The organism is Pararhizobium arenae, from assembly GCF_001931685.1.
In the GTDB taxonomy this organism is placed as follows: Bacteria; Pseudomonadota; Alphaproteobacteria; order Rhizobiales; family Rhizobiaceae; genus Pararhizobium; species Pararhizobium arenae.
Genome location: NZ_MOOY01000004.1, coordinates 102,960 through 126,530, shown reverse-complemented (window position 1 = coordinate 126,530; position 23,571 = coordinate 102,960). Strand labels below are relative to the sequence as shown.

Genomic DNA, 23,571 nt, shown 5'->3' with positions numbered 1-23,571 from the left:
GTTGCAGTATGCGATGAGAAAGGAACTAGGCCAATATACCTCTGCGTAAAGGGCAAATAAAAACAAAGGCCGGGAACGATCCGGCCTTTGACGCACATCAATAAAGAACGACGTTCGCTCAATCACTGAGCGTGTCGAAAAAATCCTTCATACGCGAGAAGAAACCCGAGGACTCCGGATTGTTTTCCTTCGAAGAAATCTCCTCAAACTCCTTCAGCAGTTCGCGCTGGCGCTTGGTGAGCTTCTGCGGCGTCTCGATCTGGATCTGAATATAGAGGTCGCCGATCTGGGTCGATCGCAGCACCGGCATGCCCTTGCCCTTGAGGCGGAACTGCTTACCGGCCTGCGTGCCCTCGGGCACGGAAACACGCGACTTCGTGCCATCCAGAGTAGCGACATCGAACTTTCCGCCAAGGGCGGCCGTCGTCATGGAAATCGGCACGGCACAGTAGAGGTCTGCCCCGTCGCGTTGATAGAAGTCATGCGGCTTTACCGACAGGAAGATGTAGAGATCGCCCGCAGGGCCACCGCGCAAGCCTGCTTCACCCTCGCCCGACAGGCGGATACGGGTACCATCTTCGATCCCGGCGGGAATGTTGACTGAAAGCGAGCGCTCTTCGGTCGTGCGGCCCTGACCATGGCACTTGGTGCAGGGATCGGTAATCGTCTGGCCGCGACCATGGCAGGTCGGGCAGGTGCGCTCGACCGAGAAGAAGCCCTGAGCGGCGCGAACACGGCCAGCGCCCTGACAGGTGGCGCAAGTCTTGGGACTGGTCCCGGGCTTTGCGCCGGTGCCGGTGCAAACGTCACAGGTAATGGAGGTTGGAACCCGGATCTGTGCAGTCTTGCCGGCGAACGCTTCTTCGAGGCTGATTTCCATGTTGTAGCGAAGATCGGCTCCTCGCTCGCGACCACCGGAGGAGCGGCGCTGGCGCCCACCCATCATCTCGCCGAAAATGTCTTCGAAGATATCGGAGAAGCCGCCAGCCCCCATGCCGGCGCCGCCGCCACCCATGCCGCCATGTTCGAACGCCGCATGGCCATAGCGATCGTAAGCCGCACGTTTTTGAGGATCCTTCAGGGTCTCGTAGGCCTGATTGATTTCCTTGAACGTCTTTTCGGCTTCTGAATCGCCCGGGTTCTTGTCCGGATGATATTTCATCGCCAGTTTTCGGAAGGCGCTCTTCAGCTCCTTCTCATCCGCCGTTTTTGCAACGCCGAGCGTTTCGTAGAGATCACGTTTCATTCGTGCGGCTTGTCCTGTTGTATAGTCGCAGCGAGTCCGGCCGTCCGGCAATCGCCTGATTTCCTTGGAACAGGATTTAGTAAACCTTCACGCGCGATACCATAGCCAAACCTGCGGACACCTCATTTTTTGCCGCAAAATCGACGCTTCAGGCGGGTGCGTTGCGGGCTTGCACGGTGCCGGCCTTCTTCGGCGTGCCGAAAAGACCGTTGAACCAGTCGCTGAAGGGCTTTTCGAAGTACCGGTCAGAGGCGATCGCGACCAGAATGGTTGCCGCCATCGGCACGATCCAAAACACGTAGAAGCTCACGATATCGAGCGGCTCGATGAAGCGGCGCCAGATCACGGCAAGCAGGATCGCCTCCATCACCGGATGGATCAGGTAGATTCCGAAGGAGACGCGGCCAATCGGCGAAAGCACGGAAAGCCATCGTGCGCCGGCCGGATTGTTCCGTTCCGCGACAGCCGCCAGGAACATCGACAGGCCAAGGAGCAGGACGGTTACATAGGACGGCCAGAAAAGCAGCATGCCGACTATGGAAATCGCGAAGACGAGCCAGGCCGGAAAATGAGAGCGCAATTTCCACCGGCTATCGCGTGCCAGCATCATCACCACACCCCCAACAGCAAAGTCGGCAAAGGCGCGATAGGCGCCCCACGTATCTGCCTGAAGCCAGCTTTCGAAGGGGATGATCCCGGTTGTGGTGGCAATTTCGAGAGCGGCGATGCTGAGAACGGCAAGCGTGGTCAGTCCGACAACTCCGCCTCGCCGGATGATCAGCACATAAACCGGCAGCAGCAGGTAGCAGAACCATTCCGCCGACAGCGACCATGCGACATAGTTGAAGCTGAGATTGGCCGTTGTTCCCCATGCCTGCACCAGAAACAGATTTTCCCAGAGCAGCGAATAATCGTAACGCTCCGGCTGGGTCGACTGGACAAGGCCGAAATGAAGGCACACGCCGACTGCGACGAAGAACAGGAAGGTCACGAGATAGAGTGGATAAAACCGCGCCAGCCGCCGGACGATGAACTGCCGGTAGCTGCTCCAATCGCTGATCAGGTCGCCGTAGCGCAGAAGGATCAGGAACCCGGAAATCATGAAGAACATATCCATCAGCGGCAGCAGCCGATGAAGCACCTCTCCCGCCTGATATTGCTGCAACGTGCCCGGCCCGAAGCGAAGGAAGTGATAGGCCATGACCAGCAGGGCCGCCATCAGTCTCCAGGTTTCGAAAATGCGGAAGTGCATGGGAACGTCTCCATGACGAAGAAATACAAGTCTCCGCCTTGCGACATCCAGCAGCCACGCGGCCGGTGAACTCTATCAGCGCTCCATCAAGTAAGCGTTAAACGGAAGACAACAAAAAACCTCGGAGCAATTGCTGCTCCGAGGTTTCTGGTGTGTCTCAGAAAGATCAGGCCGACTTCTTGTTGTCGTCGTCGTTGATCTCTTCGTAATCGGCATCAACGACGTTGTCGCCGTCGCGAGCAGCATCTGCTGCGGCATCCGCGTGGGCGCTTTCGGTCTGCTGTGCTTCATACATGGCCTGACCGAGCTTCATGGAAGCTTCCATGAGAACTTGCGTCTTCGCCTTGATGTCTTCCGCATCCGGCTCAGAGGCTTCGACAGCCGTCTTCAGGCTGGCTATAGCGTCCGAAATCGCATTGCGGTCCGCTTCCGTAACCTTGTCACCATACTCCTTCAGCGACTTTTCCGAGGAGTGGATCAGGCTTTCGGCCTGATTCTTGGCTTCGACGGCTTCACGACGGGCCTTGTCGGCTTCGGCATTGGCTTCAGCGTCCTTGACCATCTTTTCGATGTCGGCATCGGAGAGACCACCAGAAGCCTGGATACGGATCTGGTGTTCCTTGCCGGTCCCCTTGTCCTTGGCAGAAACCTGCACGATGCCGTTGGCATCGATATCGAAAGTAACTTCGATCTGCGGAACGCCACGCGGCGCCGGCGGGATACCGACGAGGTCGAACTGGCCGAGCAGCTTGTTGTCCGCAGCCATTTCGCGCTCGCCCTGCGAAACGCGGATGGTCACGGCATTCTGGTTGTCTTCGGCCGTCGAGAAGGTCTGGCTCTTCTTCGTCGGGATCGTGGTGTTACGCTCGATCAGACGGGTGAAGACGCCGCCGAGGGTTTCGATGCCGAGCGACAGCGGGGTCACGTCGAGGAGCAGGACGTCCTTGACGTCGCCCTGAAGAACGCCGGCCTGGATGGCGGCGCCGAGAGCGACGACTTCATCCGGGTTCACGCCCTTGTGCGGCTCTTTGCCGAACAGCTGCTTGACGATTTCCTGCACCTTCGGCATGCGGCTCATGCCGCCGACCAGAACGACTTCGTCGATCTCGGCTGCGGTGACACCGGCATCCTTGAGGGCTGCCTTGCACGGCGCGACGGTGCGCTGGATCAGGTCGTCGACCAGGCTTTCGAACTTGGCGCGCGACAGCTTCATGGTCAGGTGCTTCGGACCCGACGCATCAGCCGTGATGAACGGCAGGTTGATTTCGGTCTGCTGCGAGGACGACAGCTCGATCTTGGCCTTTTCAGCAGCTTCCTTGAGGCGCTGCAGGGCAAGCTTGTCGTTCTTCAGGTCGATGCCCTGATCCTTCTTGAATTCGGCTGCGAGGTATTCGACCAGACGCATGTCGAAGTCTTCACCGCCGAGGAAGGTGTCGCCGTTGGTCGACTTCACTTCGAAGACGCCGTCGCCGATTTCCAGAACCGAGATATCGAAGGTACCGCCGCCCAAGTCGTAAACCGCGATGGTGCGGCCGTCTTTCTTATCGAGGCCATAGGCAAGGGCTGCAGCCGTCGGCTCGTTGATGATGCGGAGAACTTCGAGACCAGCGATGCGGCCGGCATCCTTGGTTGCCTGACGCTGGGCGTCGTTGAAGTAGGCCGGAACGGTGATGACGGCCTGGGTAACCTTTTCACCAAGGTAGGATTCGGCGGTTTCCTTCATCTTCTGAAGGATCATGGCGGAGACCTGCGACGGCGAGTACTTGTCGCCATGCGCTTCAACCCAAGCGTCGCCATTGTCGCCCCTGACGATCTTGTAGGGAACGAGGGCCTTGTCCTTTTCCACGAGCTTGTCGTCGTAACGGCGGCCGATGAGGCGCTTTACGGCAAACAGCGTGTTTTCAGGGTTGGTAACAGCCTGGCGCTTGGCCGGCTGGCCGATCAGGCGCTCGCCGTCGTCGTTGAAGGCGACGATCGAAGGGGTCGTGCGCGCACCTTCCGCATTTTCAATGACCTTCGCGTCCTTGCCGTCCATGACGGCGACGCAGGAGTTGGTCGTTCCCAAGTCGATACCGATTACTTTAGCCATGTCGTTCTCTCCTTGCAGCGGACTGTCGGAACCCGGTCAGGCATTCATAGGACAGCCCCTAACGGGATGGTCTGTGGTGGGCCGCGATCGATGACCACGGTGATGGGGCGTATATAAGGAGGGGTTTTCGGGACTGCAAGGCACCTCGAAACGGCAAAACGTGCGAAATCAGCGTGCCGCTGAAGGAAATTCGCATACCGCAACCAGCATCTTATCGGTTTCAATCGAATACCTCCGAACGTCCCCGTTTATCCCCGCCACTGGCAGCCCACGCATGATTGCTCCGCTGAAACGGAAACGGGTAGCGGCGGCAATGATTTCGACAGACCGAACTGAAGGAGGCGTCCTGCAATCGGACTACAGGTTTGCAGCATTCGCCGTTGAGCTACGCGCCCTGACGCTACGCTTTCATTTGAAGCCGGCTTTCGCCCCGAACAACCGCGCGTGCCGGCCGGCAATCCCGACGGCGGACAATGGGTCGGAGACGGTTCCGAAACCCGCCCGATCCTCGTCAGCCGCCGCGGACCGCGCGGCGGAGGGCAGGTTCATATCCTTGGACGATGGCAGAGCGTCACGCCCGCGCAAGAGGCACGGCTGGCGGTGAGCGTGGGCCGCATGCAGGAGGCGTTGCGGGCCGTCCACAGGCGTGAGCCGAACTGGCGGCCGACGCCGCAAGCCTACGAGACGGTAGAGGGTCTGATCCGGGCGAATGAGTCGATAGCACAGGAAGCGATGCTTCGCGCACTCCAGTTGAGGTTACCGCGCACCGGGATCGGACCATATGCCAAAGAATGGATTGCCGCGCCGCCGACCAACAGGCGTTTGACCCGGACCGAACAGGCAGAAATCGATCGCATCGGCCGTACCTACGGATGCCATAGGTGTGGTACAAAGACGTCGGGGACACCTCGCGGCCATTTTATCGGCGACCATCAGGTGCCAAAATCAGTTGGCAAACCAACAAGAATTTACCCACATTGCTGGTAGTGCAGTAATTCGCAGGGCGGACGTTTATCGAAGGGGAGATTTTAACGCTATGACCGTCCAACGCTTATCGATAGCCCCAGAATATGTCAGCTTTTATGTTGCGGGTCGCCGGAATGTTGTTGTTCCTGTACACATGGACAGGCAGGGAGTCTTTGTGTCTGACGATTGCGTTAACATTCCAGCCTATTATTGGAGTGACGGGGATACCCATGTGACACTCGGACCATATTCGGAGGTTGCAGAGGCAAGGGAACCGAATTCTGACAGCATTTTGAACACTCCTAACAATGAGATTATTCTGTTTGACGCGAACAACCCTCAATTCGCTGTTTCACAAGTGGCATCCAAGAAAACGCGAATACGGGTCTGGATGGACCATCCGATCGAACCCTCAAACGTCATTATCGCCTGGGGGTAAGTAAAGGCAGTGTGCTGAGGGATGAGTGTTATTCGCAAGCCAGCGTTGTAAGAGGCGGGAAGCTTTGAATGGCAATTCTTCATTTCAGTATCGCACCTGAATACAACAGCGTTTATCTAGCAAGTCGCGATATTCGGGATGTTCCTTACAATTTCCGGGAGAAGATCATTCCTTTCACGCCGGATTGTATTAGTATTCCATGCATCTACTGGAATGACGGCGATACCCATTTTACGGTTGGGGAAGCCTCGGAAATAACCATGCCTACACCACCAACCTTTGACGGTATTCTGAACACGCCGGACAAGATGCTTGTTTTCTTCGACGCCAACGAGCCGAGGTTTGCCAGCCTTCCAGTACCGACGATCAAAACGCGGATTCGAGTCTGGATTGATCACCCGACACAGCCCGAAAATGTCGTTGTGGCTTGGGGATAATCCGGAGGCCAACAGATACAATTCTTCGAGCAAACCTACTCGGAGGAGCGCGGGTCATGCGGTCAGTCGCAAGGCGGCGGACTTTTATCTAAGAAGAGATTTTAGCGCCATGACCGTACAGCGGATGTCTATAGCTCCGGAATATGTAAGTTTTTACGCCGCAGGCCGTCGGGATGTTGATATTCCGATGCATATGGATCGAAAAGGCGTTCTTACGTCGAACAACTGCATCAATATCCCAGCACTCTATTGGAATGATGGGGATACGCATGTGGCGATTGGACCGTACTCTGAAATCAAGGAGGCGAGGGAGCCGGACTCCGACAGCGTTTTGAATACGCCGGACCTGGAGTTCATCTTGTTTGACGCGATCGATCCACAATTCGCCATTGTGCATGTACCATCCGACAAAACCCGTATTCGTGTCTGGATCGATCATCCGACAGAGCCGGAAAATGTCGTTATCGCCTGGGGATAGCCAAGCCCTTTCGCGACAAAGTTCAGCCGCCGGTCAAGATATCGAACAGGGTCGTCCGTCGGGTGGCGCCGGTGGTTTCGCCGACATCGGCCGGCGGCACGAGTCCGGAATCGGCGGTATCGGCCGGCGGCTGCAGCCCCTGACCGTTGGCCATCTGGCCATCGGAAACCGGCGCCTGCGGAAACTCGTCGATCGATCCGCCTGAAATGACGTTTTCGATGCTCTCGGGAGATACCGGATCGCTATCAAACGTCGGCTGGATACCGGTCGTGCCGAAGATCGGCGACGGCGACAGGCCTTCGTGGGCAGCCGTCATGAAATCGTGCCAGGCCTTGGCCGGCAGGCCGCCGCCCGTCACCTTCTTCATCGACTTGCCGTCGTCATTGCCGAACCAGATGCCGGTCGTGAGATTATTGGTAAAGCCGACGAAAAGCGCATCGCGGAACGATTGCGTGGTGCCGGACTTGCCGGCCGCTTCCCAGCCTTTCAGCCGGGCGTTCTTGCCGGTGCCGTGATCGATAACGCCGAGCATCATCTGGTTCATTTCGCTAACGATTTCCGGATCGAGCACGCGCGGCGGGCTGTCATAGGTGTTTTCATAAAGCACCGTGCCATCCGCCTTCGAGATACGGCGGATAATGTGCGGCGTCGCCTTGAAGCCGCCATTCATAAAGGGGGCGTAAGCCGAGGTCAGCTCAAGCAGGCTGACTTCCGAGGTGCCGAGCGCGATCGAGGCGTTGGACTGCAGCTCCGATTCGATACCCAGCCGGTGAGCCAGCTTGATGACATTCTGCGGGCCGACTTCCATCACCAGCTGGGCGGCGATCGTGTTCAGCGAGTTGGCGAGCGCTTCGGCTAGGGAAACCTCGCCGCGATATTTCTGATCGTAGTTTTCGGGCGTCCAGTTGCCGATGCGCACCGGCGCGTCATTGCGGATCGACATCGGCGTGCGGCCGATTTCCAGGGCGGCGGCATAAACGAACGGCTTGAAGGCCGAGCCCGGCTGGCGCTTGGCTTTCACCGCGCGGTCGAACTGGCTCGTCGCATAGTCGCGGCCACCGACAATCGCGCGGATCGCGCCGGTGCCATCGATGGACACAAGCGCCGCCTGCGAGACGTTGAGCTTTTCGCCATCGGCATCGAGGCTTGCGGCGAGCGTTTCCTCGGCCTTTTTCTCAAGCGTGAGATCGAGTGTCGTATCAACGATCAGGTCCTGATCGATCTTGCCGATCATGCCCGGCAGTTGGTCCATGACCATGTCGGCGGCGTAATACTGCGCGCCGGACCAGAAGCTTTTGGCCTTGGTCGGCGGCTGCGACATCGCCGTCTTGATTTCGCTGTCGGAAATATAGCCCTCTTCGCGCATGGCGCCGAGTACAAGCTGGGCGCGCTCTTCCGCAGCCTTCGGATCGCGGGCCGGCGACAGGCGTGATGGCGCCTTCAAAAGGCCGGCCAGCATGGCGGCTTCGCCGAGGTTCACGTCACGGGCGGATTTGTTGAAGTAGCGGCGCGATGCCGCCTCGACGCCATAGGCGTTCGAACCGAAGAACACCCGGTTCAGGTACATCGTCAGGATCTGGTCCTTGGTATAGTTCTGCTCCAGCCAGAAGGCGAGCAGCACTTCCTGCACCTTGCGCTCCAGCGTGCGCTCCGGCGAGAGGAACATATTTTTTGCAAGCTGCTGGGTGAGCGTCGAACCGCCCTGAACCATGCGGCCCGTCGTCAGATTGGTCACCATGGCACGGGCAAGGCCGAGCGGATCGACGCCGAAATGCGAGTAGAATCGCCTGTCCTCGATCGCAACCACCGCCTGCGGGATATAGGGCGACATCTCTTCAAGCGAGAGCGCCTCGCCGCCGGTCATGCCGCGATTGGCGAGCACCGTGCCGTCATTCGCGATGATCTTGACGTTTGGCGGGCGCACCGGAACGGACCAGCTCGTGGCACTGGGCATGCGGGAGCCGTAATACAGAACGAGACCACCAACGCCGATCGCGCCCCATATGCCGAGAACGACGCACCAGTAGATCATGCGCCGGATCGCACCGAAGATGCCCAAGCCGGGTTCGCGACGGCTGCGGCGGCTCTTTTTTGACTTGGAGACACGTCTTTCCGAGGGAGAATATGATTTGCCGGCAGGCTTTACGGACGGCGACTTTTTTTGCCGGCCATCGGACACACGTTCGCCGGCGCTGAAATCAAACACGTCGTCGTTCCGCTCCTCCCCGAAGGACGGTTCCATTCTCTGTCTTGATCTGCCGTTTGATGCCATGCCGGGGGGAGTTGCTCCAAGTCAGGATGGCGGCACCTCATCTCTGGCCCGCACGATGATCGACCGGATGGACTCTAATTGCGGCGATTTAAGGTGTGGTTAAGAACTTGCAACCCAAAAGCGTACGATTCTCAAGCACTTCCAATTCGCAGAACCTTTGACGCCGAGATGAGGCGGTGACGTTCGTTTCCAAGCTTGATTCACAAAGAGACTTTAATCCGGAGAAACAAGCGTCTGGTCTGGGCGTTAACCATCGCAATTTTGCCTTTATGCAGCCCTTTGTAGAACACGGCACGCGCTCTATATTCCAACTGGGCAGGGCTTAACCGTTAAGGAGAACCCAATGAAGAAGACACTTGCAACGATCGTTGCCGCCGCCTCTCTCGCGCAGGCATTCGTGACGGCGACCAACGCTGCGGACCCCGTTGCGACCTATCAGGAATCTGACGATTCCGATGGTGTGAAAATCGGCATGCTGACCTGCGACGTCGGCGGTGGCGTCGGTTATGTGCTTGGATCGGCTAAAAATCTCGACTGCACTTTTAGCTCAACAAGGGGCAGGCAGGACCATTACACCGGGGTGATCCGCAAAATGGGCGTCGATCTCGGCTTTACCACACAGGGGCGTCTGGCCTGGGCGGTCTTTGCTCCGACAGCCGGCTATCATCGTGGTTCCTTGAGCGGCCTTTACCAGGGTGCAACGGCTGAAGCGACGGTTTTCGCGGGCGTCGGCACCAATATCCTGGTCGGCGGTACGTCCGGGTCCATTCAATTGCAGACAGTGAGCGTCACCGGTCAGCTGGGTCTGAACGTCGCTGCCACCGGCACCTCGATCACCCTGACACCGAGCTGATCAGCCGGGCTTGCAACATCAGCAAATACAATGAACGTTTAGACCAGCCGGCGTGACCTCGCGCCGGCTGTCTTTTTCAAGAGGGTTGAATGAAGCGAATAGCCGGCTCGCTGGAGGCCGAATTTCATCAGCACATGCTGGCAATCTATGATCTTTGCGCCACGGTCGGCTTCCGACCCGTGCTCCTGCGCCGTTTGGTGCTTTTGCAAGGCGGCGTTGCCGCGGCGCGGAAGCTTCTCGAACAACCGGGCACCACCGGGTTGGAGCGACTGCAGAAACACGGCATGGCGGACGCTTCCATGGAGGCTTTGATCCTCAGGCCGGAATTCCAATCCCTGTTCACGGCGCAAGAGCGCAAGCTGGCCTCGACGCTTCTTGCCGCCCGCACATCCTCACGCTCGCGCGGACGATTAAACGCCGTCGCCGATCGCGGCTAGACGGAACCATCTCTTCTCCTTGCCGTTCCCTTTCCAAGACCTTGCGATCACTGCGCGAGGACAATCGAAAGGAGACAATCATGCCCAATCGTGATCCCCTGCAGACGCCTTCCGCCGAGACGCCGCGCGGCCCGCAAACCACACCCGGCGTGCCCGATCGCAGTCAGGAAAAACCGGCGACACCGCCCATCATCGACGAGGGCGATTCGAAAAATCCGAATGACCCGACGCTCGATCCCGCTCTTCTGCCGATCGGCGACCCCGCTGGCATGGCCTGACATTTTTTCGGAACGAACATGAGCCAGAGGCATTTAAAGGGCCATGGCTAGATGGAAAATCGAAAGGAGCTAACCATGAAAACCAAAATTATCATTCTCGCCGCAGCAACTCTTGGCCTTGCTTCGGCCACCGCTTATGCCCAGGAAGGTACCGTGAACGGTGCAGCCGGCGGCGCTATCACCGGCGCGATCGTCGGCGGCCCGGTTGGTGCGGCCGTTGGTGGCGTTGCCGGTGCGATCGTTGGTACGGCAATCGACCCGCCGCCGCAGCGCGTTGTAACCTACGTGCAGCAGCAGCCAGCCCCTCAGTCGGTCGTTGTCGAACAGCCGGTCGCCGTCGGCAAGCCCATCCCGACTGATGTCGTCCTGACGCCGGTACCGGAAGATCAGCGTTACGCCTATGCGGTCGTCAACGAACAGCGCGTTATCGTGGATCCGCAGACCCATACGGTCGTGCAGGTCATCCAGTAATATGGACGAATAGTTTTTTCGGGGAGACGGTATCTGGCGATACCGTCTCCTTCTTGTGTCGGCAGACACACTCCTGCCTCAAGTCCCCTTCAATTCTCGACGTATCGTTTTCCCAGGAGGCTTTCATGTTCCAGCGTCTTCTTCTCGCAGCCTGCCTGATATCCTGCCCCGTGGCGTCGGTTGCCCAGGAGCCCGCCTACATCGATGATCGCTCCGATGGCGCGGCCCTCATCCGCTCGCTCTATAATGCCGTTTCGCGCAAGGAATATGCCCGCGCCTACAGCTATTTCTCCGACAAGAGCGAACTTCCCGAATTCAGCAAGTTTGCGGAAGGCTACGCGGATACGGTCGAGGTCGAGGTAAAGACCGGCACGGTCACCCCGGAGGGTGCTGCCGGTAGTGTCTACATGCCGGTTCCGGTTGCCGTGCGCTCGGTTGACAAGGCGGGCAAGGAGCATGTCTTTGCCGGCTGCTACGTCACCCGGCTCGGCGATGCGACGCTGCAGGAGCCACCCTTCATACCGCTTCAGATCGACAGCGCCGAGTTGGAGGAGGTCGACCAGCCCTTTGACCAGGCCCTGCCGAAGGTCTGCCATACGCCGTCCTGATTTCGGCTCAGCCGCCGATGTCCGCAGATTCCCTTTTGCGCTCGGCAACATACTGCGCCCGTTCGAAGAACACGACGACACCGAGCGCCATGATGAAGGGGAGGATCAGGTAAAACAGCCGGAAAATGGCAAGCGCTGCGAGAACGGCAGCGGGATCGATCTCCGGAAGCGCTGCAATGAACACCAGTTCAAGCACACCAAGTCCTCCGGGCGCGTGGGAGAGCAGCGCTGCGGAGAACGAGGCGAGGAAAATTCCGAGCACGATCAGGAAACCAGGGTTCCCCTCGGCCGGCAGCGCGAAATAGATGATCGCCCCTGCCCCGATCAATTCCAATGGCGCAATGAACAACTGCTTTAATGCCAGCTTTGGCTTCGGATATTCCAGCCTGAACCATTTGGTATGCACGGGACGGAAGCCTGCAAGGCTGCCAAGCAGATAAAGCCCGATCAGAAGCAGGATCAAGACCGCGGTCGAAATCGATGCCTCCACGGACAAGAACGAGGCAAAGCGCGCCATGATATCCGGCTCGAGCAACAGCACGATGGCCGAGAGGAGCAGCGTGCCCAGCGCGAAGGTGAAGGAGCAGAAGGCGACGAGAATGCCGGTTTCACCGGCTGAAAGCCCCTGCGACCCATAGGCCCGGTAACGCACGACCGCTCCGGAAAACACCGATGCACCTACCGTATGCGAAAGCGCATAGGCCGTGAACGAGCAGATGGTGATGAACCAGATGGAAATCCGTTTGCCCAGATGCTCCAGCGCCAGATGGTCGTAAGCCGCAAGCGCGGCATAGGCCGTGAGCGTGGCGCAACCGGCGAGTATCCATTGTTTCAGGGAAACATTCGCAAGGCTCGCAAGCACGTCATCGAGCGAAAGGCCGCGCAACTCGTGGTAGAGACCATAAAGCGAGAAGAGGATTGCGGCCAGTCCAATGACGGGCCAGATGAATTTGCGCGCAGTCTTCATGCGGCAGGAAATTTCAAAAGCAAGCAGTCGTTCATTCATAAAAGAGACCATCCCCGGCCTATGGGGTCAAGTCATGGCCGGGGAAGTCGCAGCGCTTTGCCGTTAATCAATGCGGTGCCGCTCGTCATTCATGACGCAGCGAGGGCCGCGGTAATATTTGAATTTGCGGCATAATTTTCCCTTAAATCGGCTTCGATTTAAGGAATCATGCAGTCGCAATCGCGTCCAGAATACGCACCCAGGAGCGGATGCCCTTGTGGAACGACTGAAGTTCATACTTCTCGTTCGGCGAATGGATGCGGTCATCAGAAAGACCGAAGCCGACAAGCAGCGATTCCATGCCGAGCATCTTCTGGAAATCACCGACGATCGGGATCGAGCCGCCCATGCCGATGATGACCGCAGGCTTTGGCCATTCGTCCGAAAGTGCTGATTTGGCGGTGTTCAGGAGAGCCGAATCATATGGAAGCTGGATGGCCGGCGAGCCGCCATGCGGATGGAACTCCACCGAGCAATCGGCCGGTATCTGCGCGCGAACATAAGCGTGGAAGGCTTCGCGGATCTTGTCCGGGTTCTGCTGACCGACAAGGCGGAAGGAAATCTTGGCGAAAGCCTTGGCTGCAATCACGGTCTTGAATCCTTCGCCGGTATAGCCGCCCCAGATGCCGTTGACCTCGGCCGTCGGACGCGCCCAGGTGAGTTCCAGAACCGAACGTCCCTTTTCCCCGGAAGGGATGGAAAGACCTATTTCTCCGAGAAATTTATCGGCTGTCAGGCCAAGCGTTTCCCAGGCAGCCTTGATCTGGCTCGGGGTCTCCTCGACACCTTCGTAGAAGCCATCAAGCGTCACGCGGCCCTGATCGTCGTGCAGACCGGCAAGCACCTTCGTCAGGATATGGATCGGGTTTGCAGCAGCACCCCCGAAATAGCCGGAGTGCAGATCGCGATCGGCGGCGGTGATGACGATTTCCTCGCCGACGAGACCGCGCAGGCCGGCGGAAATGGCGGGCGTATCACGGTCCCACATGCTGGTATCGCAAACGAGAGCATAGTCCGCCTTCAGTTCGGCGGCATTGGCTTCAAGGAACGGCTTCAGCGACGGCGAACCGGATTCCTCTTCGCCTTCGAACAGGATCGTGACCCTGCACGGCAACGAACCGACGGTTTCCTTATAGGCGCGGCAGGCTTCGACGAAGGTGAGCAGCTGGCCCTTGTCATCGGCCGTGCCGCGGCCGGTGATAACCTTGCTGCCATTGAGCTCCTTGATCGTAGGCTCGAACGGCGCGGTATCCCAAAGCTCGATCGGATCGACCGGCTGGACGTCATAGTGGCCATAGAAGAGCACGTGCGGCGCGTCCGGCATGGCGCCTTCGTGATGAGCAACGACCATCGGATGGCCGGGCGTGTCGCGCACCGAGGCGGCAAAGCCGAGGCTGTTGAGTTCCGCCACCAGCCATTCTGCCGCCTTGCGGCATTCCGCCTTGTAGGCCGGGTCGGTCGAGATCGACTGGATGCGCACCAGATCGAAGAGCCGCTCCAGGCTGGCATTGAGGTTTTCGTCCGCGCGGGTGAGAACGCTTTGCGTCATGTCCGATTCCTTTCGTTTGGAGCGGAACCTAGACAAAGACGAGGACGGCTTTAAGCAAAAACTTTTGATCCACCTATTCACGGGCGCTGTTGGCGATCGCCATGCGCATATATTCGAGCATCAGCTCACGCTCGAAGCGGCGGAAACCGCTGAACAGCGACTGGTCGGCGGCGGCAGCGGCTTCCTTTGCGTCCGCTTCCATCGCCCGGGCCCTGTCGGTGAGAAAAATCTGCTGGGCGCGTTTGTCCGTGGGGTGGCGGCGGCGCTCGATCAAACCATCGCGCTCCATGCGCGCAAGCGTATTGGCCATGGTGGCCTGCTCGATATCCAGCCGATCGATCAGTTGGCGCTGGGTCAACCCTTCCTCGCTCCAGAGTTCCAGGAGCACCGGAAACTGGCCCGGCGCGAAGCCGAGTTTCTGACCTCTCTCCTGCAAGGCGCGGGAGAAATTTTTGGCCAGCAGACTGGCCAGGTAAGTCGCAGAATCCATTCTGTCGAAGGCCATGTCCAATGGGTACGCCCCCCGTCGATTTATGACAAGTTACATTGACGTAACACGGCTGTTTGACAGGCTTTTCACGGGTTTTTGATGCCGCAAAATAAAAACCGCCATGGCGGAGGCGGAGCCATGGCGGTTTTGTCATAAAGTGGACAAAGGCCCGGAGAGGGGGATAGGCCTTTGTCCTTGCATCTGACGCGGGCGGGGGACAGGCCACTTGCCAGAAGACGGCGTGTTCGTTTGCCGTTGACTGGGATTTGGGTGTGCAAATGTGGCTTTTCAAGGGAGAGCATCGCCGGCCATGGATTACAAATTCGTAACGTTCGCGTGAACGCGGAACGGCGCAAAAATCCCATGACACCCGGAATGAAAGATGGACGCTGGAGACGGCCCGCGCTATCCCTTGTCGCTATGAAAAAAGGCGATCATCTCTTCCTCGTTGACGGCTCCGGGTTCATCTTCCGGGCGTTTCACGCCATCCCCCCTTTGAACCGCAAGTCGGACGGCCTGCCGGTCAATGCGGTCTCGGGTTTCTGCAACATGCTGTGGAAGTTGCTGACGGATGCGCGCGACACCTCTGTCGGCGTCACGCCCACCCATTTCGCCGTCATTTTCGACTATTCCTCGAAGACCTTCCGCAACGATCTCTACAATCTCTACAAGGCGAACCGCACGGCGCCGCCGGAAGACCTGATCCCGCAATTCGGCCTCATCCGCCACGCCACCCGCGCCTTTAACCTGCCCTGCATCGAGAAGGAAGGTTACGAAGCCGATGACTTGATCGCCACCTACGCACGGCTTGCGGAAGCTGCTGGCGCGGATGTCACCATCGTCTCTTCCGACAAGGACCTCATGCAGCTCGTGACTGAAAACGTCTCGATGTATGACAGCATGAAGGACAAGCAGATTTCCATTCCCGAGGTCATCGAGAAATGGGGCGTGACGCCGGACAAGATGATCGACCTGCAGGCGATGACCGGCGATTCGACCGACAACGTGCCCGGTATCCCCGGCATCGGTCCGAAGACGGCGGCGCAGCTGCTCGAGGAGTTCGGCGATCTCGACACGCTGCTTTCCCGCGCCAGCGAAATCAAGCAGCAGAAGCGCCGTGAAAACATCATCGCCAATGCCGATCTCGCCCGCCTCTCGCGCCAGCTGGTGACACTGAAGATCGACACGCCAATCGATGTGCCGCTCGAAGAGCTAGGGCTTGAGCCACAGGATGGCGTAAAGCTCATTGCCTTCCTAAAGGCCATGGAATTCACGACGCTGACGCGACGCGTCGCTGCCGCGACCGAAACGGATGCCGATGCAGTCGAGGCCGCCAAGGTGCCTGTGGAGTGGGGCGCGGAAGCCCATGGCCCCGATCTCGACAAGGGCGAAGCCGCCACATCAGGAGCAGATGCTACCCCTGACGGCGAGACCGCCGCCGAAGCGGCAAGCGCCTTCATCGCAGCCGGTCGTACCGCTGCGGAAGACGCAAATACCGCTCAATCGCTGGCACAATCCCGCGCCCGGATCTTTGCCGAGGCAAAGATCGATCATAGCGGCTACCTGACCATCCGCGACCTCGCCTCGCTTGATGCCTTCATCGCCCTTGCCCGTGAAACCGGCATCGTCGCCTTCGATACGGAAACCACCTCACTGGATGCCATGCAGGCTGAGCTCGTCGGCTTTTCGCTCGCCGTTGCCGACAATGCCAAGGACCCGACGGGAACCGCGATCAAGGCCGCCTATGTGCCGCTGATTCACAAGAGCGGCGTCGGCGATCTGCTCGGTGGCGGGTTGGTCGAGAACCAGATTTCGACCCGCGATGCGCTCGACCGGCTGAAGGGCTTGCTGGAAGATCCTTCCGTTCTGAAGGTGGCGCAGAACCTGAAATACGACTACCTCGTGATGAAGCGCTACGGCATTACCGTCGAGGGTTTCGACGATACGATGCTGATGTCCTATGTCGTCGATGCCGGCACGGGCACCCATGGCATGGACACGCTTTCGGAGCGCTGGCTGAACCATAAGCCGATCGCCTATAAGGACGTCGCCGGCAGCGGCAAAACCATGGTGACGTTCGACTATGTCGATATCGACCGCGCCACTGCCTATGCCGCCGAAGACGCCGACGTGACGCTGCGCCTCTGGCAGGTGCTTAAACCGCGGCTCGCGGCAAGCAAGCTCAGCGCCGTCTATGAGCGACTGGAGCGCCCGCTGGTGCCGGTGCTCGCCCGCATGGAAGAACGCGGCATCAGCATCGACCGCCAGATTCTGTCCCGTCTTTCCGGCGAGTTGGCTCAAGGCGCTGCCGCCCTTGAAGACGAAATCTACAAGCTCGCCGGCGAGACGTTCAATATCGGCTCGCCAAAGCAGCTCGGTGACATCCTGTTTGGCCGCATGGGCTTGCCGGGTGCATCGAAAACCAAGACCGGTCAATGGTCGACCTCGGCTCAGGTCTTGGAAGATCTCGCCGCCGCCGGCCACGAGCTGCCGCGCAAGATCGTCGACTGGCGCCAGCTGACCAAGCTCAAATCCACCTACACCGACGCCCTTCCCGGCTTCGTGCATCCGCAGACGAAGCGCGTCCACACGTCCTATGCGCTGGCCGCAACGACGACGGGCCGCCTTTCTTCCTCCGATCCGAACCTGCAGAATATTCCTGTGCGCACGGCCGAAGGTCGCAAAATCCGCACCGCCTTCGTCTCGACGCCCGGCCACAAGCTGGTGTCGGCCGACTACAGCCAGATCGAACTGCGCGTGCTCGCCCATGTGGCCGATATCCCGCAGCTGCGCCAGGCCTTTGCCGATGGGGTCGACATTCATGCGATGACGGCCTCGGAAATGTTCGGCGTACCGGTTGAAGGCATGCCGAGCGAAATCCGTCGCCGCGCCAAGGCGATCAACTTCGGCATCATCTACGGCATCTCAGCCTTCGGGCTTGCCAACCAGCTCTCCATCGAGCGCTCGGAAGCCGGCGACTACATCAAGAAGTATTTCGAGCGCTTCCCCGGCATTCGCGACTACATGGAAACGACCAAGGCTTTTGCCCGCGAAAACGGCTATGTGGAAACCATTTTCGGTCGCCGGGCGCATTATCCCGATATCCGCTCATCCAACCCGTCACTGCGCGCTTTTAACGAGCGCGCCGCAATCAATGCCCCGATCCAGGGTTCGGCCGCCGACGTCATCCGCCGGGCCATGATCAAGATGGAGCCGGCGCTCGTGCAGGCCGGGCTTTCCGAGCGCGCCCGCATGCTTTTGCAGGTGCATGATGAGCTGATCTTCGAGGTCGAGGACGCAGATGTCGAGCGGGCGATACCGCTGATCGTTTCCGTCATGGAAAACGCGGCGATGCCGGCGCTCGACATGAAGGTGCCGCTGAAGGTCGATGCGCGTGCGGCCCATAACTGGGATGAGGCGCACTGAGAAAGGCAACAAGCCCTCGCCGTTTTGGAGAGGGGCAGTTGTCTAACCCGCTGCAGACCGGAAACTTGAGAAAAGTTGTCTGAGGCCTTTCTTGCCTTCGACAGGCAGATCGAAGCGACGACCGAAAAGCAGCCATTCGCTGCAGAGACCTTGCATGGTCCAGCGTAAAAGATTGGTCGCCGCCTGGGGCGTCCAGCGCGCATCCATCTGGCCCCGGTTCAGCGCCCGTTCAAAGGCCGTATTCAGGATCTTGGTGTGGTAGTCATGGACTTCTTGCTGCCGCTCAAGCACGGGAGCCAGATCACCCGCATAATCACAGCGCAACAGAATGGCAAAAACGCGCTGGCGCTGCTCGTCGATCCTCATGACATCCAGCCATTCGCTCGCGACACGCTCGATATCGCCGAGAATATCTTCGGACTGATCCGTCTCGATATCCCGCGCGACCATGTCTTCCTGGGGAATTTTGACGGTATTGTAGAGTTCGAGAAAAAGATCGGTCTTGTTGGCGAAATGCCAGTAGATGGCACCCCGGGTGACGCCGGCTGCGGTGGCAACCTCCTCCATCGTCGCATTGGAAACGCCCTTTTCAAAGAAGATTTGTTCCGCCGCACTCAGAATGTTCTGGCGCGTCTCCTCTGCCTCGGCCTTTGTCCTTCTCATACGTCCTCCCATGAAAAGGCCCGCCTTTGTCCGGCGGGCCCTTCCCTTATCATTCGGCCGGAGCGGTCGGCGTCTCTGTCTTTTCGTTCTTCACATGCACCGACTTCGTTCCGAAAAGCCGCATCACGAAGACGAAGAACACGGGAACGAAGAAGATGGCGAGGACGGTCGCCGAGATCATGCCGCCCATGACGCCGGTGCCGATGGCGCGCTGGCTGCCAGAGCTTGCGCCCGTGGCAATCGCCAGCGGCAGAACGCCGAGCGTGAAGGCGAGAGAAGTCATCAGGATCGGGCGGAAGCGCAGGTGCGATGCCTCGATCGTGGCGTCGAACAGGGACTTGCCTGCCTCCATCTGCTCCTTGGCGAACTCGATGATCAGGATCGCATTCTTGGCGGATAGGCCAATGATCGCGATCAGGCCGACCTTGAAGTATACGTCGTTTGGCATGTCGCGCAGCGTCACGGCAAGCACCGCGCCGATAACGCCGAGCGGCACGACCATGATGACCGAGACCGGGATCGACCAGCTTTCATAGAGTGCAGCCAGGCACAGGAAGACCAGAAGGCACGAGAGCGCGATCAGGATCGGCGCCTGCGAACCGGACTGGATTTCCTGCAGCGACTGACCCGTCCATTCATAGCCGAAGCCTGCAGGCAGCTGCGTCATCAGGCGTTGCATCTCGGCAATCGCGTCACCGGACGAGTAGCCCGGCTTGGTATCGCCGCTGATTTTCACCGAGGGGTAGCCGTTATAGCCAACCGTCTGTGTCGGTGCCTTGACCCACTCCACCGTGGCGAAGGAAGAAATCGGCACCATGCCGCCATTCGAGTTTCGGACGTTCAGATTGAGAAGATCAGACGTCTGCATGCGCTTGTTCTCGTCCGCCTGCACCGTCACGCGCTGCATGCGGCCGGCATTCGGGAAGTCGTTGACATAGGACGAGCCGAGATTGGTCGAGATCGTCGAGTTGATGTCGGCGAACGTCACTCCGAAGGTGTTTGCCTTCTCGCGGTCGATCAGGACATTTGCCTGGGCCGCATCGGGCATGCCTTCGAAGCGCACGCCGGCCAGGACTGGGCTCTGGGCCGCAAGGCCGAGAAGCTGGTCGCGGGCTTGCGCCAGCGCCTGCTCGCCGAGACCGGCGCGATCCTGCAGGCGGAAGGAGAAGCCGCCCGTCGTACCGAGACCCTGGATCGGCGGTGGCGACAGCGCAAACGAGATCGCATCCTTGATCTGGCTCATCGCCATCGTCGCGCGACCGGCAATCGACTGGGCCGAGTTGTTCGCGTCGCGCTCTGCCCAGTCGTCCAGCGTCACGAACGCGAGTGCTGCGTTCTGGCCGGCGCCGAAGAAGGAGAAGCCGTTGATCGCAACGATCTTGTCGACGGCTTCTTCCTTGCCAAAGATGCCTTCGGCGCTGGCAATGACCTCATCCGTGCGGTGTCCCGTCGCTTCCGAAGGCAACTGCATCAGGACGATGACGAAGCCCTGGTCTTCATCGGGAAGGAACGACGAGGGTAGCTTCACGAAGAGATAGCCGAGGCCGCCGAGGATGATGACGTAGATCAGCATGAAGCGCCCGGCGCGGCGGATCAGCCACGAGACCGAGCCGCTATAGGCGTGCGAGGTCTTGTCGAAGCCGCGGTTGAACCAGCCGAAGAACCCGCGCTTGGCATGATGGTGGCCCTTTGGAACCTGCTTCAGGAAGCTGGCGCAAAGTGCCGGTGTCAGGGACAGAGCGAGGAAGGCCGAGAACAGGATCGACACGACCATGGTCAGCGAGAACTGGCGGTAGATGACGCCGACGGCGCCCGGGAAGAAGGCCATCGGAATGAACACCGAGGCCAGAACCAGCGTGATGCCGATAACGGCCGGCGTAATCTGCTTCATCGCCTTGCGGGTGGCTTCGCGGGGGGAGATCCCCTCTTCCGACATGATGCGCTCGACGTTTTCAACGACGATGATCGCGTCATCGACGAGAATGCCGATCGCCAGCACCATGCCGAACATGGTGAGCACGTTGATCGAGAAGCCCATGCCGTACATGACGGCACATGTGCCGAGAAGGGCAACCGGAACGACCAGCGTCGGGATGATGGTGTAGCGAATGTTCTGCAGGAACAGAAACATCACGAGGAACACCAGCGCCACGGCTTCGAGCAACGTGTGCAGAACCTTCTCGATCGACACCTTGACGAATGGCGAGGTGTCATAAGGGATCGAATATTCGAGACCTTCCGGGAAATAGGTCGAAAGCTCCTTCATCCGCTCCTGGATGGCGGCGGAGGTTTGCATCGCGTTGCCGGTTGGCGAAAGCTGAACGCCGATAGCAGCGGATGGCTTGCCGTTAAGGCGGGTGGTGAAGCTGTAGCTTTCGCCACCGACTTCGACGCGGGCGACATCACGCAGACGGACTGCCGAACCATCCTGATTGGCGCGCAGCACGATCGCACCGAATTCCTCCGGTGACGTCAGCTGGCCCTTGATAATCACAGGAGCGGCGATCTGCTGGGTAATCGGGTTGGGCTGAGCGCCGATGGAGCCGGCGGCAACCTGCGCGTTCTGAGCGCCAATGGCCGCCGTCACGTCGCTTGCCGTCAGGTTGAGGCCGAGCATCTTGTCCGGGTCGAGCCAGACGCGCATCGAGCGTTCGGTGGCAAAAAGCTGCGCCCGGCCGACGCCGGGAACACGCTGGATTTCCGAGAGAACGTTGCGGTTCAGATAGTCACCGAGACCGATCGCATCCATGGTGCCATCGGTCGAGGTGAGCGCGATGATCAGCAGAAAACCGGAGCCGGCTTCATCGACCTGAACGCCCTGCTGCTTGACGCTGTCCGGCAAACGTGGCTCGACGCGGCGAACACGGTTCTGAACATCGACGGCGGCATCGCCGGGATCGGTGCCTGGCGCGAAAGTCGCGCTGATTTCCACCGAGCCGGAGGCGCTTGAGGTGGATTCGAAGTAAAGAAGGCCTTCGATACCGTTCAACTCGTCTTCGATGAGTCGCGTGACGCTCTGGTAGGTGTCCTGAGAGGATGCGCCGGGATAGCTGGTGTTGACGGATATCTGGGGCGGGGCGACGTCCGGATACTGCGAGATCGGCAGCATCGGAATGGCGATGGCGCCTGCGATCATGATGAAGATCGCAACCACCCAGGCGAAAATCGGCCTGTCGATAAAGAAACTGGGCATCTTGCGATCCTTACTTCTGCTCGGCCGGCTGTTCGCCCTCAGCCGATGCCGCAGCCTTGTCGGCGCCTTCGGCTGCGGGCTTTGCCTCGTCGCCAGCCTTAGGCTCGGCAGCGGCGTCTGCCGGTGCGTCAGCTGCCGGCTTTGCATTCGGGTCCCACTCGGACGGAACAACGGGGGCGCCGGGGCCGATTTTCTGGAAGCCCTCGACGATGACCTTCTCATCCGGCTTCAAACCGCTGGCGACCTGCCAGCGATTACCGATGGTGCGGCCAAGCGTGATCGTACGAAATTCCACCTTGTTGTCAGCAGTAACGACATAGACCTGCGGCTGGCCGCCAGCATTGCGCTGCACGGCCTGCTGCGGAACGGCAATGGCGTTCTTTTCAACACCCTGCTGGACCTGAACGCGCACATACATGCCCGGCAGAAGATCGTTATCCGGATTTGGGAATTCGCCGCGAAGGGTAATCTGGCCGGTCGTTTCATCGACGGCAGCTTCGGAGAACAACAGCCTGCCCTTCTGATCGTAGGGCGTGCCGTCGTCAAGGATCAACTGTACCGTTGCCTCGTTCTTGTCGGTCATCATCTGGCCGTCCTGCAGCGCTTTGCGAAGGCGAATGAGATCGGTCGCCGGCTGCGTGAAGTCGGCATAAACAGGATCGAGCTGCTGGATCGTTGCGAGATTTTCCGTGCCGTTTGCGCTGACAAGCGCGCCTTCGGTGATCAGCGCACGGCCGATACGACCGCTGATCGGCGCCGTCACGCTGGCGTATTGAAGATTGAGTTCGGCCGTTGCGAGGCCTGCCTGCGCACCCGCGACATCGGCATCGGCCTGGGCAAGCTGGGCGATGGCGTCATCATAAGCCTGGGCACTGGCGGCATTGGCCTTACGCAGCTGGTCCTGACGATCGGCCGTCTGGCGGGCCTGAAGCTGGACGGCCTTGGCGCGGGCAAGCGTGGCCGCAGCGCTGTCAACCTGGACCTGGAAGGGTGCCGGGTCGATCCGGTAGAGCACGTCGCCTTCCTTGACGACCGAGCCCTGCTCGAACACACGCTCGACGACGATGCCAGATACGCGCGGGCGGACCTCGGCGACGCGGGTGGCCGCGATCCGTCCCGGCAGTTCGTTGATGATCGGCAGTTCTTCAGCCTTCGTCGTGACGACAGAGACCTGCGCCGGGGGGTATGCGGGAGCAGCCTGCTGCTCCTCCTCTTTTTGACATCCGGCGAGGAGCGCCAGGCTTGCCACGGCAGCAGTCAGGATCAGTCGGTTCATCCGCATGGTCGTTTCCATATGAAAAACTCCGGCTCTCACCATCCCCTCCCCAAAGCAAGGAAATGTGACCGGAAGATCAAGAAATTCAAACTGATACGCCTGGCCAGACGGGAACTCTGGCTGGCGCATCAAATTATACAAA

19 protein-coding genes are annotated in these 23,571 nt (G+C 59.4%); 9 read left to right on the top strand and 10 right to left on the bottom strand.

The window, feature by feature from the left end; all coding sequences use genetic code 11:
• Positions 1-118: 118 nt before the first annotated feature.
• From dnaJ to dnaK, 3 genes are all read right to left on the bottom strand, one after another.
• The gene (gene dnaJ, locus BLX89_RS09900) at positions 119-1,246 is read right to left on the bottom strand and encodes a molecular chaperone DnaJ (protein ID WP_075290625.1); all 1,128 of its coding nucleotides are present in this window, start codon (positions 1,244-1,246) and stop codon (positions 119-121) included.
• Between the two features lie 148 nt (positions 1,247-1,394).
• Positions 1,395-2,498 carry an acyltransferase family protein gene (locus BLX89_RS09895; protein ID WP_075290623.1) on the bottom strand — a complete coding sequence of 368 codons (1,104 nt, stop codon included), beginning with the start codon at positions 2,496-2,498 and terminating at the stop codon, positions 1,395-1,397.
• Positions 2,499-2,664: 166 nt separating this feature from the next.
• Complete coding sequence (gene dnaK, locus BLX89_RS09890; RefSeq protein ID WP_075290621.1) at positions 2,665-4,587, bottom strand: molecular chaperone DnaK; 1,923 nt, start codon at positions 4,585-4,587, stop codon at positions 2,665-2,667.
• Between the two features lie 1,473 nt (positions 4,588-6,060).
• On the opposite strand from dnaK, the gene BLX89_RS09875 reads away from it, so the two are divergent.
• Entirely contained in the window at positions 6,061-6,429 is a 369-nt protein-coding gene (locus BLX89_RS09875) for a hypothetical protein (protein ID WP_075290615.1), read from the top strand.
• Positions 6,430-6,538: 109 nt separating this feature from the next.
• The gene (locus BLX89_RS09870) at positions 6,539-6,907 is read left to right on the top strand and encodes a hypothetical protein (RefSeq protein ID WP_143523576.1); all 369 of its coding nucleotides are present in this window, start codon (positions 6,539-6,541) and stop codon (positions 6,905-6,907) included.
• A gap of 22 nt (positions 6,908-6,929) precedes the next feature.
• Here BLX89_RS09870 and BLX89_RS09865 read toward each other — a convergent pair whose 3' ends face one another.
• Entirely contained in the window at positions 6,930-8,939 is a 2,010-nt protein-coding gene (locus tag BLX89_RS09865; RefSeq protein WP_425348607.1) for a transglycosylase domain-containing protein, read from the bottom strand.
• A gap of 19 nt (positions 8,940-8,958) precedes the next feature.
• On the opposite strand from BLX89_RS09865, the gene BLX89_RS25000 reads away from it, so the two are divergent.
• From BLX89_RS25000 to BLX89_RS09840, 6 genes are all read left to right on the top strand, one after another.
• The gene (locus BLX89_RS25000) at positions 8,959-9,282 is read left to right on the top strand and encodes a hypothetical protein (protein WP_245292801.1); all 324 of its coding nucleotides are present in this window, start codon (positions 8,959-8,961) and stop codon (positions 9,280-9,282) included.
• A 240-nt stretch (positions 9,283-9,522) separates the two neighbouring features.
• On the top strand, positions 9,523-10,032 hold the full coding sequence (locus BLX89_RS09860; protein WP_075290609.1) for a DUF992 domain-containing protein: 510 nt from the start codon (positions 9,523-9,525) through the stop codon (positions 10,030-10,032).
• A gap of 89 nt (positions 10,033-10,121) precedes the next feature.
• The gene (locus BLX89_RS09855) at positions 10,122-10,469 is read left to right on the top strand and encodes a hypothetical protein (RefSeq protein ID WP_075290607.1); all 348 of its coding nucleotides are present in this window, start codon (positions 10,122-10,124) and stop codon (positions 10,467-10,469) included.
• Between the two features lie 80 nt (positions 10,470-10,549).
• The gene (locus BLX89_RS09850) at positions 10,550-10,747 is read left to right on the top strand and encodes a hypothetical protein (RefSeq protein ID WP_075290605.1); all 198 of its coding nucleotides are present in this window, start codon (positions 10,550-10,552) and stop codon (positions 10,745-10,747) included.
• Positions 10,748-10,822: 75 nt separating this feature from the next.
• Positions 10,823-11,218, top strand: a complete 396-nt coding sequence (locus BLX89_RS09845) for a DUF1236 domain-containing protein (protein ID WP_075290603.1) — start codon at positions 10,823-10,825, stop codon at positions 11,216-11,218.
• 125 nt (positions 11,219-11,343) lie between these two features.
• Positions 11,344-11,826, top strand: coding sequence for a hypothetical protein (locus BLX89_RS09840; RefSeq protein ID WP_075290601.1), 483 nt, complete (start codon positions 11,344-11,346; stop codon positions 11,824-11,826).
• Between the two features lie 7 nt (positions 11,827-11,833).
• Here BLX89_RS09840 and BLX89_RS09835 read toward each other — a convergent pair whose 3' ends face one another.
• The 3 genes from BLX89_RS09835 to BLX89_RS09825 all read right to left on the bottom strand — a co-directional run bounded on the left by BLX89_RS09835 (position 11,834) and on the right by BLX89_RS09825 (position 14,886).
• Positions 11,834-12,793 (bottom strand): lysylphosphatidylglycerol synthase domain-containing protein, encoded by a 960-nt coding sequence (locus BLX89_RS09835; protein ID WP_075291083.1) that lies wholly within the window; start codon positions 12,791-12,793, stop codon positions 11,834-11,836.
• A 205-nt stretch (positions 12,794-12,998) separates the two neighbouring features.
• Positions 12,999-14,381 carry a dipeptidase gene (locus BLX89_RS09830; RefSeq protein WP_075290599.1) on the bottom strand — a complete coding sequence of 461 codons (1,383 nt, stop codon included), beginning with the start codon at positions 14,379-14,381 and terminating at the stop codon, positions 12,999-13,001.
• Between the two features lie 73 nt (positions 14,382-14,454).
• Positions 14,455-14,886 carry a MarR family winged helix-turn-helix transcriptional regulator gene (locus BLX89_RS09825; protein ID WP_075290597.1) on the bottom strand — a complete coding sequence of 144 codons (432 nt, stop codon included), beginning with the start codon at positions 14,884-14,886 and terminating at the stop codon, positions 14,455-14,457.
• A 405-nt stretch (positions 14,887-15,291) separates the two neighbouring features.
• Here BLX89_RS09825 and polA point away from each other — a divergent pair, with 405 nt between their 5' ends.
• On the top strand, positions 15,292-18,297 hold the full coding sequence (gene polA, locus BLX89_RS09820) for a DNA polymerase I (RefSeq protein ID WP_075290595.1): 3,006 nt from the start codon (positions 15,292-15,294) through the stop codon (positions 18,295-18,297).
• A 42-nt stretch (positions 18,298-18,339) separates the two neighbouring features.
• On the opposite strand, the gene BLX89_RS09815 is transcribed toward polA, so the two are convergent.
• From BLX89_RS09815 to BLX89_RS09805, 3 genes are read right to left on the bottom strand one after another with little or no spacing between them, the layout of a single operon-like run.
• A complete protein-coding gene (locus BLX89_RS09815) occupies positions 18,340-18,960 on the bottom strand; it encodes a TetR family transcriptional regulator (protein ID WP_075290593.1) in 621 nt (206 codons plus the stop codon).
• 49 nt (positions 18,961-19,009) lie between these two features.
• Positions 19,010-22,153, bottom strand: a complete 3,144-nt coding sequence (locus tag BLX89_RS09810; RefSeq protein WP_075290591.1) for an efflux RND transporter permease subunit — start codon at positions 22,151-22,153, stop codon at positions 19,010-19,012.
• Positions 22,154-22,163: 10 nt separating this feature from the next.
• Positions 22,164-23,435 carry an efflux RND transporter periplasmic adaptor subunit gene (locus BLX89_RS09805; protein WP_245292812.1) on the bottom strand — a complete coding sequence of 424 codons (1,272 nt, stop codon included), beginning with the start codon at positions 23,433-23,435 and terminating at the stop codon, positions 22,164-22,166.
• Positions 23,436-23,571 lie beyond the last annotated feature (136 nt).

Bases quoted from the DNA above. Each gene is read 5' to 3' on its own strand.
- polA (WP_075290595.1), top strand. From the start codon at position 15,292: ATGAAAAAAGGCGATCATCTCTTCCTCGTTGACGGCTCCGGGTTCATC.
- dnaK (WP_075290621.1), bottom strand. From the start codon at position 4,587: ATGGCTAAAGTAATCGGTATCGACTTGGGAACGACCAACTCCTGCGTC.
- BLX89_RS09875 (WP_075290615.1), top strand. From the start codon at position 6,061: ATGGCAATTCTTCATTTCAGTATCGCACCTGAATACAACAGCGTTTAT.
- dnaJ (WP_075290625.1), bottom strand. From the start codon at position 1,246: ATGAAACGTGATCTCTACGAAACGCTCGGCGTTGCAAAAACGGCGGAT.
- BLX89_RS09830 (WP_075290599.1), bottom strand. From the start codon at position 14,381: ATGACGCAAAGCGTTCTCACCCGCGCGGACGAAAACCTCAATGCCAGC.
- BLX89_RS25000 (WP_245292801.1), top strand. From the start codon at position 8,959: ATGCCCAAGCCGGGTTCGCGACGGCTGCGGCGGCTCTTTTTTGACTTG.
- BLX89_RS09865 (WP_425348607.1), bottom strand. From the start codon at position 8,939: ATGATCTACTGGTGCGTCGTTCTCGGCATATGGGGCGCGATCGGCGTT.
- BLX89_RS09825 (WP_075290597.1), bottom strand. From the start codon at position 14,886: ATGGCCTTCGACAGAATGGATTCTGCGACTTACCTGGCCAGTCTGCTG.
- BLX89_RS09895 (WP_075290623.1), bottom strand. From the start codon at position 2,498: ATGCACTTCCGCATTTTCGAAACCTGGAGACTGATGGCGGCCCTGCTG.
- BLX89_RS09815 (WP_075290593.1), bottom strand. From the start codon at position 18,960: ATGAGAAGGACAAAGGCCGAGGCAGAGGAGACGCGCCAGAACATTCTG.
- BLX89_RS09850 (WP_075290605.1), top strand. From the start codon at position 10,550: ATGCCCAATCGTGATCCCCTGCAGACGCCTTCCGCCGAGACGCCGCGC.
- BLX89_RS09860 (WP_075290609.1), top strand. From the start codon at position 9,523: ATGAAGAAGACACTTGCAACGATCGTTGCCGCCGCCTCTCTCGCGCAG.
- BLX89_RS09805 (WP_245292812.1), bottom strand. From the start codon at position 23,435: ATGCGGATGAACCGACTGATCCTGACTGCTGCCGTGGCAAGCCTGGCG.
- BLX89_RS09845 (WP_075290603.1), top strand. From the start codon at position 10,823: ATGAAAACCAAAATTATCATTCTCGCCGCAGCAACTCTTGGCCTTGCT.
- BLX89_RS09810 (WP_075290591.1), bottom strand. From the start codon at position 22,153: ATGCCCAGTTTCTTTATCGACAGGCCGATTTTCGCCTGGGTGGTTGCG.
- BLX89_RS09835 (WP_075291083.1), bottom strand. From the start codon at position 12,793: ATGAAGACTGCGCGCAAATTCATCTGGCCCGTCATTGGACTGGCCGCA.
- BLX89_RS09840 (WP_075290601.1), top strand. From the start codon at position 11,344: ATGTTCCAGCGTCTTCTTCTCGCAGCCTGCCTGATATCCTGCCCCGTG.
- BLX89_RS09870 (WP_143523576.1), top strand. From the start codon at position 6,539: ATGACCGTACAGCGGATGTCTATAGCTCCGGAATATGTAAGTTTTTAC.
- BLX89_RS09855 (WP_075290607.1), top strand. From the start codon at position 10,122: ATGAAGCGAATAGCCGGCTCGCTGGAGGCCGAATTTCATCAGCACATG.